The sequence below is a fragment of the Actinomadura sp. WAC 06369 genome (assembly GCF_003947565.1).
Taxonomy (GTDB): Bacteria; Actinomycetota; Actinomycetes; order Streptosporangiales; family Streptosporangiaceae; genus Spirillospora; species Spirillospora rifamycini.
This window is the reverse complement of record NZ_QHJN01000208.1, coordinates 1-12444: the sequence shown is the minus strand read 5'-3', so window position 1 is coordinate 12444 and position 12444 is coordinate 1. Positions and strand designations below refer to the sequence as shown.

Here is a 12444-nt window from a genome sequence, read left to right as displayed (position 1 = left end):
GTCTCGGGCGGGAGGGTGTGGCCGAGGCCGGACGGGGTGAGCAGGCGGGCGCCCGGGACGCGTTCGGCGATCGCGGCGCCGTGGCCCGGCTTGACGGGCTCGTGGGTGCCCTCGATGACGAGCGTGGGGGCCTTCACCCGGTGCAGGGCGTCGACCGGTTCGAAGGCGGGGTCGGCCGCGGCGGCGAGGCGGTGGTTGGCGGCGGCGGACAGGTCGCGGGCGCGGTCGTGGACGCGTTCCTGGAGGCGGCGGGCGGCGTCCTCGTCGAAGGGGAGGCCGGTGCCGTGCAGGACGCGCTGCTCGGCGATCATCGCGTCGATGCGGGCGCGGCGGTCGGCCGGGGGCGGCGCGGTCATGAGGGCGCGGAAGTGGTCGACGAACTCGGGCGTCGGCTCGGGCAGGCTCCCCGGCGGCTGCGGCTGCCCGGTGAGGGCCCGCAGCAGCACCTCGCCCTCGCCGCCGCCGAGCGGGGAGGACGCGATGACGGTCAGCGACCGCACCCGCTCCGGGCGTTCGACCGCGATGAGCTGGGCGAGGATGCCGCCCGCCGAGTGGCCGACCAGGTGCGCGCCCGCCAGGCCGTGGGCGTCCATCACGCGGTAGACGTCGTCCTTGATGTCGGCCCACGTGTACGGGTTCGCGGCGAAGTCGACGGTGTCGGACATGCCGGTGTCGCGGTGGTCGTAGCGGACGACGCGGCGGCCGCCCGCGGTGAGCAGGCCGACGAACTCGTCCGGCCACAGGACGCCCTGCGACATCGAACCCATGATCAGCAGGATCGGCGCGTCCGTGTCGGCGCCGAACTCTTCGCTCCAGATGTTCACGTTTTGCATGCCTCAGAGCTTGCCGTGCGCGGCGGCGGGCGCCTTCTGTAGAACTACCAGTCGCGCCAGTTCGGTACGGGAGCCGATGCCCAGCTTCGGGTAGATCTTGTACAGGTGGTACTCGACGGTGCGGGGGCTGAGGAACAGCCGCGCGGCGATCTCCTTGCTCGACAGCCCGTCGGCGACCAGGCCCGCGATGCGTAGCTCCTGCGGCGTCAGCGCGTCGAGGACGGCCGGGGGTGGGGCGTGCCCGCTCTCGCCCGCCGCGCGGAGCTCGTCCTGCGCGCGGCGGGCCCACGGCCGGGCGCCCGCCCGCTCGAAGGTCTCCCACGCCGCCCGCAGGTGCGCGCGGGCCTCGGCCGGACGGTGCGCGCGGCGGAGGCGCTCGCCGAGCAGCAGGGCCGTCCGGGCGGCCTCGAACGGGTTCGTGTGCAGGCGGAGCGCCTCGGCGAACGCGTCGTCGGACGCGTCCACCAGGCCCCGGCAGCGGGCGAGGAGGGCGCCGGACTCGGGCGTCGCGGCGTGCTCGGTCCAGCGCTCGTAGGCGGCGAAGGCCGCGCGTGCGGCGGCCGCGTCGCCCGCGCCCGCGGCGGCCTCGATCCGGTCGGGCGCCGACCGCCACAGGACGGTCGGGTGCCCGGCGCCCGGCCCGGCGGCGGCGAGCGCGGTGAACCGGTCGTGGGCGGCGGCGTGGCGGCCGAGGCACAGGTCGAGCATCGCGCGCGCGTACGCGGCCACCCCGGCGTGCAGCCCGACCCGGTGCGGGATCGCGATGGCGAGAGCGTCGCGGGCGTGCCGCTCGCAGGTCTCCTCCTCGCCGCGCAGCGCCGCCACCACCGCGAGGTTCGCCAGGTGGGCGGCCACCGTGTTGGTGTATCCCGCTTCGCGGGCCAGCGCGAGGGCCTCCTCGGACACCGCGCGGCTGCGGGCGGGACGTCCGGCGATGCGCTCGGCCGTCGCGGCGAACTCCAGCACGACCGGCAGTTGCCCGGTCATGCCCGACACCCGGGCGACCCGCTCCGCCCTGGCGGCCAGGTCGGCGGCCAGGTCCCATTCGCGCAGGGCGCTGGCGGCGGCGGTCGCCCACAGGTACGCGGACGCGTCGTCGAGGCCGTCCGCGCGGGCCAGGGCCCGGCGCAGGAGGCCGGGGCCGTCGGGGTCGCCGTCGAGCGTGCGGCCGATCCCGACGACCGCGTCCCGCAGGAAACCGGCGGGGTGCGCGGCGGCGCGCCGGGCGAGGCGGACGATCGCGGCGGTGTCGCCGACGTACGAGGCGGCCTCCACGGCGTCGGCGAGCGTGTCCAGGTCGTCCCCTGCGGACAGGATCCGCACGGCCTCGGCGGCGTTGCCCGAGGTCAGCTCGAACCGGCCGCGGAGCCGGGCGAGCCGCGGGGCGAGCGCGTCCCCGGCCTCCTCGCGCGCCTCGGCCAGCAGCGACTCCGCCCGCCCCGGACGGCCGCCGAGCCACGCGGCGACGGCGGCGTCCTTCAGCCGGACGGCGCGGGCGTGCGGCTCGGGGGTCAGTTCGGCGGCCCGGGCGAGGGCGGTGGCGGCGGTGCCGTAGCCGCCGCGCTCGCGGGCGCGGTCGGCGGCGGCCGTCAGCGCGGCGGCGACCCGTTCGTCCCGGCCGAGGGCGGCCCCGGCCAGGTGCCAGGCGCGGCGGTCGCCGCCGGTCAGCTCCGCCAGGACGGCGTGCACCCGGCGGACCTCCGCGCCGCCCGCCGCCTCGTGCACCGCGGACCGGACGAGCGGGTGCCGGAAGCGCACCCGCGTCCCCGCGACGTCGGCCAGTCCGGCGGCTTCGAGTTCGGCGAGCGCGGCCCGGCCGTCCGCGTCGAGCAGCCGGTCGGCGGCGGCCAGGACGTGGTCGAGTTCGGCTTCCACGGCGGCGGTCAGGGCGACGAGCCGGGCGGGCGGGGAGAGCGCGGCGACCCGGTCGCCGAAGAGCCGGGCGCCGCCGGGCGGCGGGTCGGGCAGCGGGTCGCGCCCGGCGCGCTGCGCGGGCGTCAGCAGGTCCGCGATCTCGCGGAGCGCGAGGGGGTTCGCGCGGGTCAGCGCGACGAGCTCGCGGGCGACGCCGGGGGCGAGCCCGCCGTGCCGGGACGCGAGCAGTGCGGCCGCCGCGGGCTCCGGCAGGCCGCGCACGTCCACCGTCCGGGGCACCCCGGCGACCGGGGCGTCGCCGCGCACGGCGAACAGCATCGCGATGCGTTCCGTCGCCAGCCTGCGGGCGGCGAACAGCAGCGCGTCGGCGGAGGACCGGTCGACCCACTGGAGGTCGTCGACGGCGCAGAGCAGCCCGTCCGGCGCGGCGGCCTCGGCCAGCAGCGAGAACACTCCGGCGCCGACGAGGAAGCGGTCGCCGGCGCCGCCCGCGGCGAGCCCGAGGGCCGCGCGCACCGCGTCGCGCTGGGGGCCGGGCAGCGCGTCGAGCCCGTCGGCCACGGGCAGCAGCAGCCGGTGCAGCGCCGCGAACGCGAGGTCGGACTCGGGTTCGACGCCGGTGGTCCGCAGCACCCGCATCGCGCCGCCGCGCGCGGCGGCGGCGTCGAGCAGCGCGGTCTTGCCCGCGCCCGCCTCGCCGCGCAGCAGCACCGCGCCGCCGGACCCGTCGCGCGCCCGCGCGACCACCTCGTCGAGTTCGCCGATCTCCGCCGACCTGCCGTACAGCACGGACGTCACTGTAAGGAGGCGTCCGCGCGGCCCGGCCGCCGGGTCGGGTCGCGACGTCGGGACGGGCCCCGGCCGGCCCCCGCCTGACCTCGTGCTGACGTATCGCCAATAGTTATTGTCAATAAGCGGCCACTTATTGGCGGGGCGTCAGTAAGTCGCTAAGGTGGCGCCTGCTCCCAGAAGCGGCGGGACGAGCTGAGGAGGTGACGGCCTATGGTCACGGCACGGGTCACGGCGAGTCTCACGACCCGGCTCAGGGCGGGGATCACCGCGCGGATCCGGGGATTCCTCGGCGAGGTCGGGGAACTGTTCGTCATCGCGCTGGAGGGCCTGCGCCGCACGTGGGACGTGCGGACCTGGGGCTGGGAGTTCGCGGAGCAGTCGTGGTTCCTCGCCCGCGTCACCAGCGTGCCGGTCATGCTGGTGTCGCTGCCGCTGGGCGCGACGGTCGCGCTCCAGGTCGGGCAGCTCGCGTCCCAGCTCGGCGCGCAGTCGTCCACCGGCGGCGCGGTGATCGTCGGACTGGTCCGGGAGGTCGCCCCGATCGCCGCCGCGCTGATCATCGCGGGCGCGGGCGGCTCGGCGATGACCGCCGACATGGGCGCCCGCAAGATCCGCGACGAGCTGTCGGCGATGGAGTCGATGGCCGTCAACCCCGTGCACCGGCTCGTCACCCCCCGGCTGTGGGCGTCGAGCCTGGTGTCGATGCTGCTGGCCTCCCTGGTGATCGTCTCGGGGGCGGCGGGGGGCTTCGTGTTCAACGTGCTCCTCCAGGACGTCACGCCCGGCGCGTACTTCGCCGGCGCCGTGTCGCTCCTGCAGACCTCCGACCTGCTCGTCACGCTGCTGAAGTCGTGGCTGTTCGGCCTCATCGCCGCGGCCGTCGCCTGCTACATGGGAATGAACTGCGCGGGCAGCCCCGTCGGGGTCGGACGCGCCGTCAACCGGGCGATCGTGGTCGCCTTCATGCTCGTGTTCGCCCTCAACTACGTGATCTCGACGGTGTACTTCGTCGCGTTCCCGCCCACCCACTGATGGCCGCGCCGCTCCTGTCCCCCAGGACCGCCGACCGGATCACGTCGGCGGGGTCCGCCGCGCTGCGGCGCGGCGGGGACCTCGCGCAGTGGCCGGTGTTCATCTACCGGGTGCTGCTGTACTCGGTCCGCGACCTGATCCTGCGCCGCAAGTACGCCAAGACGGTCGCCCGGCACGTCAGCGACATCGTCGTCGGCGCCGGCGCCACCGTCGTCGGCGGCGGCATGATCTTCGTGATCTTCACGATGGCGTTCTTCGTCGGCACCGAGGTCGGCCTCCAGGGCTACACCGGCCTGGAGTCGATCGGCGCGGAGTCGTTCATGGGGCTCGTCGGGTCGTTCGCGAACGTCCGCGAGATCACCCCGGTGATCGCCGCGACGGCGCTCGCGGCGCAGTGCGGGTCGGCGTTCACCGCCGAGCTCGGCGCCATGCGGATCTCCGAGGAGATCGACGCGCTCGAGGTGATGGGCATCGGCTCGTTCGCCTACCTCGTCTGCACCCGCGTGGTCGCCGCGCTGATCGCGCTCGTCCCGCTCTACCTCATCGCCCTGTTCGCGAGCTTCTTCTCCACCCGGTGGATCAGCACCGAGTTCTTCGACCTCGCGCCGGGCGTCTACGACTACTACTTCACGCTGTACCTGCCGACGATCGACCTCGTCTACAGCGCGATCAAGGTCGGGGTGTTCGCCTTCGCGGTGATCACGATCCACTGCTACTACGGCTACTACGCCAGCGGCGGCCCGGCGGGCGTGGGCCGGGCGTCCGGCCGCGCGATCCGGCTGTCGATCATCACGATCGTCACGCTGAACCTGCTGCTCTCCTACGTCTTCTGGGGCAACGGAGCGACCGTGAGGTTGACCGGATGAACCATGACATTCCCCTCCGGCGGGCGCTGCTCATCTCGCTGCTGACCGTCCTGCTGACCGCGCTCGGCGTGTACCTGCTGGTGACCCGCCCGTTCCAGGCCGAGGGCACCCGGCTGACCGCCGTGTTCGGCACGGCCGGGCAGGGCCTCGGCGACGGCGCGCCCGTCAAGATCCGCGGCGTGACGGTCGGGACGGTCGAGCGGATGGAGCTCACCGGCGCCGGGCGCGCACGGCTCACCCTGCGGCTGGACCCGGGCGTCCGGGTGCCGGCGTCCGCGGCGGCGTCGATCGAGCCCGCGTCCGCGTTCGGGCCGAAGTTCGTCGAGCTGACCCCCGGCCCCGGCGAGCGCGGCGGCCCGTTCCTGGCGTCCGGCGCGACGATCGAGCGGACGTCCGACCCGCAGGACCTGTCGAACCTGCTCGCCCAGGCCGACGCCACCCTCAGCGCCGTCGACCCCACCGAGGTCGCCACGATCGTCCACACCCTCGCGCGGGGACTGAACGGGCAGGGCGCGCGGCTCGGCGACACGATCGACCACGCGGCCGTCCTGACGGACGTCGCGCACCGCCGCCGCGCCGAGGCCCGCCGGTTCCTCACCGACGCCGCCGGGCTCACCGGGACGCTCGCCGCGTCCGGCACCGGCGACGACCTCGTCGCCGTCAACGGCGACGCCAACACGCTCATCGAGCAGACCGCCGCGGGCGGCACCGGCCGGCTCGGGGAGTTCGCCGACGAGATCTCCGACCTGTCCGGGGTCGTCGCGCACGGGTTCGGCAAGCGCGGCGGGCAGCTCGGCGAGGCGTTCCGCTCCGGGGAGCGCGCCGCCGCCGTCGTGTACGCCCAGCTCGGCCTGGCCGGCGACGCCGTCCGCACCGGCAACCGGCTCCTCCCGCTCTACGGGGAGCTGGTGTCGCTGGCCGGCCCCGAGGGCAAGAACTACATCCGCACCCAGGGGCTCCTGCCGACCGACCCGTGCCGGCTGATCGTCGGGGTCTGCCCGGCGCAGGGAGGCCACTGACATGGCGGTGCGACTCTCCCGCGCCCGCATCGGGCTGCTCGTCCGGCTCGTCGCGTTCGTGGCGGTGACCGGCCTGCTCACCGCGTTCATCGGCGCGCAGATCGCCCGGCTGAGCTTCACCGACGGCTGGACGGTGACCGCCACCTTCGACGACGCCAGCGGCCTCGCCGCCGGCGACGAGGTGAAGATCGCGGGCGCCCCGGTGGGCCGGGTCGACGAACTGAAGATCGTCGACGGCCGCGCCCGGGTCCGGATGCACGTGAACGAGACGGTGACCGTCCCGTCCGACAGCGAGGCCGCGATCCGCTGGCGCGACGCGATGGGCAGCCGCGTCGTCTACCTCATCCCCGGGACGAGCCCCGAGCCGATGCGGCCCGGCGCGCACATCACCCGCACCCGGTCCGTCGTCGACGCGGGCGCCCTCATCGACCAGCTCGCGCCGCTCACCGAGAGCATCGACCCGACGCAGGTCAACACCGTCCTGGTGTCGCTGGCGCAGGCCCTCAACGGCAACGCCGAGGAGATCGACCGGCTGATCGTGAACGTCGACCGGCTGTCGTCCACGATCGCCGCGCGCCGCGCCACGCTCAAGCAGATGCTGGACGACTACGCCGCCATCAGCGAGATCATCGCCCGCCGCGACAAGCAGATCGGGCAGGCCGTCGACGGGCTCGTCGACCTCAGCGGGGCGTTCGCCGACAACCGGCGCCTCGTGGACGAGGCCCTCGTCGAGCTCGCCGCGATGGCGCGGACGTCCGACCAGGTCCTCACCGGCAACAGCGCCGAACTGTCCGCCGTGGTGGCCCGGCTGGCGCAGCTCACCGGCGGCGTCCGGCGCAACGTCGGGACCCTGGCGCAGGTGATGGAGTCGGCGTCGCCCAAGCTGCGGCACATCTTCGCGGCCACCGACAACGGCACCTACATGGAGGCCGCCATCCCCTGCCTCAGCCTCGCCGCGCCGCCCTGCCCGTACCCGACGCGGCTGCCGGGCGCCCGCGAGCCCGGGACGGCCGGGGCGTCCGGGACGTCCGGGGGCACGCAGCCGGCGGCGACGACCGGACGGGTCCGCATCGACTCGGCGGGGGCGCTGCGCACCCTGCTGGTGGGAGGCGCCTGATGCCGCTCGGATCGCTCCGCGACCGCAACCGGATCACCGTCGGGCTCGTGTCGTCCGGCACCCTGCTCGCGCTCGTCGTCGCCGTCTACCTGATCGGCACCGAGGGCCTGCTCCTCAACCGCTACACCGTCACCGGGGTGTTCGCCGAGACCGGCGGGCTGAAGGCCGGCGACGAGGTGCGGGTCGCCGGGATCCGCGCGGGCGAGGTCACCGCCGTCGAACCGGACTGGGGCAAGGGCCGCGTCCTCGTCACCTGGGAGGTCGACGCCGAGGTCGACCTCGGGCCCGCGACCCGCGCGGACGTCGAGGTCGCCAGCGTCCTCGGCGGCCGCTACCTGCGGCTGTCCGGCCCGGTCACCACCCCCCACCTGGCCGACCTGCCGGACGGCCGGCGCCGCGTCCCCCTCGAACGCACCGGCACGCCCGCCACCATCAACGACGTCCTGAACCGCTCGACCGAGACGATCACCCGGCTCGACACCGAGTCCATCGACCGGATCCTCGGCGAGCTGAACGGGGTGTCCGCGGACGACCGGGGCCGGCTCAGCCGCACCCTCACCAACCTCGCCGACCTCGCCCGGACCGTCAACGAGTCCGAACCGCAGATCGAGAAGCTGCTGACCAACGGCGACCGCGTCCTCGACCTCGCCCGCACCAAGGAGAAGCAGCTCTCCGCCCTCCTCAGCAACGTGCGGCTCATGCTGGACGAACTGGAACGCCGCAAGACCGAGCTGTCGGCGTTCCTCGGCAGCGGCGGGCGGACGGTCGCGACGCTCACGCGGCTCATCGACACGCAGCAGAAGCAGCTCGAGACCGTCATGGCCGACCTCCAGCGCACCCTCGGCACCCTGCGGCCCACCACCGGCGACTTCAACGAACTGCTCGCCTGGGCCGGGCCCACCCTCAGCGGGCTGTCCGCCACCGGCGGCCGCGGCCCCTGGCTGGACGTCCTCGCCAGCGGCATCGGCCCGCTCTCCCCGAAGGACCTCGCCGAACTGGCGAAATCGGCGCCCGAAGGAACCGGAGGACGGCGATGAGACGACTCGCCGCGGCCGCCGCCGCGCTCGCCCTGACCGCCGCCACCGGCGGCTGCACCCTCGCCCCCGACGACGGCACCTACCGCCTCACCGTCTACTTCGCCAAGACGACCTCCCTCTACGAGCAGTCCCGCGTCCGCATCATGGGCGCCGACGCCGGCAGCGTCGTCGGCATCCGCACCGAGGAGAACCGGGTCCGCGTCGACCTGGAGGTCGACGCGTCGGTCCCCGTCCGCCGCGACACCCGCGCCGCCATCGCGTCCGCGAACGCGCTCGGCGAACGCTTCGTCGTCCTGCACCCGCCCTGGCAGCCCGGCGCGCCCAAGGCGCCGTCCGGCATGGTGATCCCGCAGGAGCGCACGAAGCTGCCCGTCGAGATCGACGACGCGCTCGCCGCGTTCGCCCGGCTCAACAAGTCCATCGACCCGAAGCAGCTCGGCGACGCCGTCGGCCGCGGCGCCGACGACCTGCGCGGCCGCGGCGGCGACGTCAACGACGCCCTGCGCGGCACCGCCGACCTCACCGAGAACCTCGCCGCGCAGGACGAGCGCATCGTCTCCCTCGCCGACGGCCTGCGCACCCTCGCCACCGAACTCAACGCCCGCGACAAGCGCCTCGGCGAACTCATCGACTCGTTCTCCTCCGTCTCCCGGTCGCTCACCGAGGAGCGCGCCCGGCTCACCGCGTTCATCCAGGGCCTCGCCGCCGCGATCCGCGAGAGCCGCGTCATCGTCACCGCCTACAAGGAGACGCTGCCCGGCACCGTCTCCGACCTGTCGAACATCGTGCTGACCCTCAAGTCGAACGCGGGCTCCCTCAACCAGGCGATCGACGCCCTCGGCACGTTCGCCGACGTCGCCGTCGACGCCTGGGACCGGCAGAACCACGTCGCGACGATCCGCGTCGTCGTCCACGGCACCCTCCGCGCGTGGCTCCAGCCCCTGTTCGACGCGATGGGCTGGGGCACGGTCCCCTGCCTCGAAGGGCAGCCCGCCCTCGCGAACTGCACGGAGGGGCCGCGATGATCGCACGGGCCGCACTGGCGCTCGTCCTGCTCCTCACCGCCTGCGGATGCACCCTGCAGACCATCGGCGCGCCGCAGGGCGACATGCGCCTCACCGCCGAGTTCGACGACGTGCAGAGCCTCGTCGTCGGGCACAGCGTCCAGATCTCCGACATCCGCGTCGGCACCGTCGTCGGCGTCGAACTCGCCGGCCGCCGGGCCGAGGTCACGATGTCGCTCAAGGACGACGTCCGGGTGCCCGTCGGGACCACGGCGGCGATCGCGAAGACGTCCCTGCTCGGCGAGAACTACGTCCGCCTGCAGCCGCCCCCGGGCGCGAGCGCCGGACCGTTCCTCGCGTCCGGCGCGTCCATCGGGCGGACGTCCGTCCAGCCGGACCTGGAGCAGATCAGCGCCCGCCTCGGCCCGCTCCTCGCCGCCCTCGGCGGCCAGGAGATCTCGACCATCAACCGCGAGACCGCGACCGCCCTCGGCGGCAAGGGGCAGCGCCTCAACACGCTCATCAAGAAGGCCGCCGGCGTGTCCGACTCCTACGCCGCCGCCAGCGCCGAACTCGGCCGCGCCATGGACGACCTCGCGAAACTCGGGCACTCGCTCCGCGCCGGCGGCGAGGACATCGACGACCTGCCCGGCAACATCCGGCTCGCCACCGAACGCCTCCAGAACGACCGGGCGCAGGTGAAGCGGGCCGTCCAGGAACTGACGAAGCTCGGGACGTCGTTCAACGCGAACGTCCAGAGCGAGCACGCCCAGCGCCTCGCGACCCTGCTCCGGCGCGCCGACGACCTCCTCGCCGCCGCCGTCCGGGGCGGCGAGGACCTCAAGGCCCTCGCGAACGCCGTCCTGGCGTTCCTCGACGGCCCGTCCGTGTCGCACAGCGGGCAGGCGCTCCTCTTCCTGTGGATCAAGGGCTTCCTGCCGCACCCCGGAACCGCCGCGAAGACGCAGGCGCGGCAGCCGTGGCACCTGATGGGACCCCGCCCGTGAAACAGCCCCGCATCGTCGTCAACCTGGTGTTCTTCGCCGTCCTCGGCGTCGTCCTCGCCGTCTGGGCGCTCCGCAGCATCATCAGCATCGACGCCCTCGAACGCCCGTACCACGTCACCGTCGAGTTCGCGACGTCCCCCGGCCTCCGCGCCGACCAGGAGGTTACGCACCTCGGCGTGCACGTCGGCACCGTCGGCGCCGTCGAACTCCGCGACGGCCACGTCGACGTCCGCCTCGACCTCGACCGCGGGGCGGACGTTCCGGCGGGCGCCGGCGCGCGCGTCCTGCGCAAGTCCGCGATCGGCGAACCGTACATCGAGCTCACGCCCCCGGCCCGTCCCGCCGGCCGGGACCTGCGGGACGGCGACCGGATCCCGGTGGCCCGCACCGAGTCGACCGTCGACTACCAGCAGCTCTTCCACGGGCTCGGCGAGACGCTCAAGGCCGTCGACCCCCGCGACGCGCAGACGCTCGTCCACGAGGCCGCCGCCGGCCTGGAGGGCCGCGGCGGCTCCATCAACGCGATCATCGGCGACACCCACCAGCTCACCGAGACCCTCGCCGCCGACGCCGGCACCCTCGACGCCCTCGCGGTCGAACTCACCCGCCTCACCTCGACCCTCGCGAGCCGCCGCGGCGCGATCGCCTCGGGCGTCAACGACCTCGCGACCGTCACCGCCACGCTCCGGCAGAACCGCGCGCACCTGGAGACCGCCCTCGACGAGGGCCCCGGCGCCCTCGCCCAGGTCAACGAGCTGCTGCGCAGGTCGCGCCCCGGCCTCGGCTGCCTGCTGACCGCCGCCGCCACCCCGTCCGAGCCCCTCCTCACCGCGCAGAACTCCGCGAAGATCCGGCACGTCGTCGAGATGGTCCCGACCCTGAAGGCCCTCGTCACCGACATCACCGCCCGCGACGCCACCGGCCCGTACCTCCGCGTGGCCCCGGTCATCACCGTCGCAGGCCACGAGGCCCCCACCGAGTACGCCGACCCGCGGCCCAAGCCCCAGGCGCCCGACCTCACCCTGTGCGCCCCGCCCGCCGCCCAGTCCGGCGACGCCGGCGGCGCCGGCGGCGCCGGCGAACGCGACGGCTCCGCGCGCACCGCGCCCGGCGCCCGCTCCACGCCCGGCGCCGACCCCGCGATGTCGGCGCGCCCCGTGCACGCGCGGGACGAGCCGTCCTCGGACGGCGGCGGATTCCCGCTGTGGCCGCCGCTGGCCGCCGCGCTCGTCCTGGCCGCCGTCGCCGCCCGCACCCTGCGGGCCGTGCGGATCCGCAAGCAGAAATGACCGAGAGGGAGGCACCGATGTCGGACGACGTCGAGCCCGCCGAGGCGGACCGCGACCCCGCTGCGAACGACCCCGCGGAAACCCCCGCGACCGCCGAGACCACCAAGCCCGCGAAGCCCGACGCCGCCCCGACCCCGGACGACACCGACACGGACACCTCGGGCGAGAAGACCGAGGCCGCCGGGGACCCCGAGGGCTCGGCGACAAAGGCCGCGAAGTCGGACGGTCCGGACGCGGGCACCTCGGGTGGGAAGGCCGAGGCCGGGGGCCCGAAGGCCGCGAGCGCGGATGGCTCGGACGTGGGCGTCTCCGGCGGGAAAGCCGGAGACGCCACGGCCGGAGATGCCAAGGACTCGAAGCCGGACGCCAAGCGCTCGGACTTGGACTCGGAGTCGAAGCCGGACGTCGAGGACTCGGGCTCGGACTCGGACTCGGAGCCGGACGTCGAGGACTCGGACGCCAAGGACTCGGGCTCGGATTCGGACTCGGGGTCGGCGTCGAAGGGTGTGGGCGAGGTCGGCAAGGCGGGCGGTGGTGCTGCTGCCAAGGGCGGGCGGAAGTGGGGCGTCCGGG

General features: G+C 74.9%; 10 protein-coding genes and 1 pseudogene. 9 read left to right on the top strand and 2 right to left on the bottom strand.

The annotated features are described in order from the left end of the window. Together DMH08_RS35020 and DMH08_RS35015 are read right to left on the bottom strand one after the other, a co-directional pair. Nucleotides 1-833, bottom strand: an 833-nt coding sequence (locus DMH08_RS35020) for an alpha/beta fold hydrolase (RefSeq protein ID WP_125620393.1), incomplete at its 3' end; no start/stop codon positions are given. A gap of 3 nt (nt 834-836) precedes the next feature. Next, nucleotides 837-3497 carry a LuxR C-terminal-related transcriptional regulator gene (locus tag DMH08_RS35015; RefSeq protein WP_125620391.1) on the bottom strand — a complete coding sequence of 887 codons (2661 nt, stop codon included), beginning with the start codon at nt 3495-3497 and terminating at the stop codon, nt 837-839. Nucleotides 3498-3710: 213 nt separating this feature from the next. On the opposite strand from DMH08_RS35015, the gene DMH08_RS35010 reads away from it, so the two are divergent. From DMH08_RS35010 to DMH08_RS34970, 9 genes and pseudogenes are all read left to right on the top strand, one after another. Then, complete coding sequence (locus DMH08_RS35010) at nt 3711-4532, top strand: MlaE family ABC transporter permease (RefSeq protein WP_051301025.1); 822 nt, start codon at nt 3711-3713, stop codon at nt 4530-4532. Further along, nucleotides 4532-5398 carry an ABC transporter permease gene (locus DMH08_RS35005; protein ID WP_051301026.1) on the top strand — a complete coding sequence of 289 codons (867 nt, stop codon included), beginning with the start codon at nt 4532-4534 and terminating at the stop codon, nt 5396-5398. Before DMH08_RS35010 ends, DMH08_RS35005 begins: the two co-directional genes overlap by 1 nt. After that, nucleotides 5395-6417, top strand: coding sequence for an MlaD family protein (locus DMH08_RS35000; protein ID WP_125620389.1), 1023 nt, complete (start codon nt 5395-5397; stop codon nt 6415-6417). The genes DMH08_RS35005 and DMH08_RS35000 overlap by 4 nt, the downstream gene beginning before the upstream one ends. 1 nt (nt 6418) lies before the next feature. Next, on the top strand, nt 6419-7534 hold the full coding sequence (locus DMH08_RS34995) for an MCE family protein (RefSeq protein WP_125620388.1): 1116 nt from the start codon (nt 6419-6421) through the stop codon (nt 7532-7534). Then, nucleotides 7534-8571 (top strand): MlaD family protein, encoded by a 1038-nt coding sequence (locus tag DMH08_RS34990; protein WP_125620386.1) that lies wholly within the window; start codon nt 7534-7536, stop codon nt 8569-8571. The genes DMH08_RS34995 and DMH08_RS34990 overlap by 1 nt, the downstream gene beginning before the upstream one ends. After that, a complete protein-coding gene (locus tag DMH08_RS34985) occupies nt 8568-9596 on the top strand; it encodes an MCE family protein (RefSeq protein ID WP_034519235.1) in 1029 nt (342 codons plus the stop codon). The genes DMH08_RS34990 and DMH08_RS34985 overlap by 4 nt, the downstream gene beginning before the upstream one ends. Next, nucleotides 9593-10582: an MCE family protein gene (locus DMH08_RS34980; RefSeq protein WP_125620384.1), complete on the top strand. Its 990-nt coding sequence runs from the start codon at nt 9593-9595 to the stop codon at nt 10580-10582. Before DMH08_RS34985 ends, DMH08_RS34980 begins: the two co-directional genes overlap by 4 nt. Then, nucleotides 10579-11871: an MCE family protein gene (locus DMH08_RS34975; RefSeq protein WP_158642445.1), complete on the top strand. Its 1293-nt coding sequence runs from the start codon at nt 10579-10581 to the stop codon at nt 11869-11871. Before DMH08_RS34980 ends, DMH08_RS34975 begins: the two co-directional genes overlap by 4 nt. A gap of 17 nt (nt 11872-11888) precedes the next feature. Further along, nucleotides 11889-12444, top strand: a pseudogene (locus DMH08_RS34970) (hypothetical protein); the annotation flags it as partial.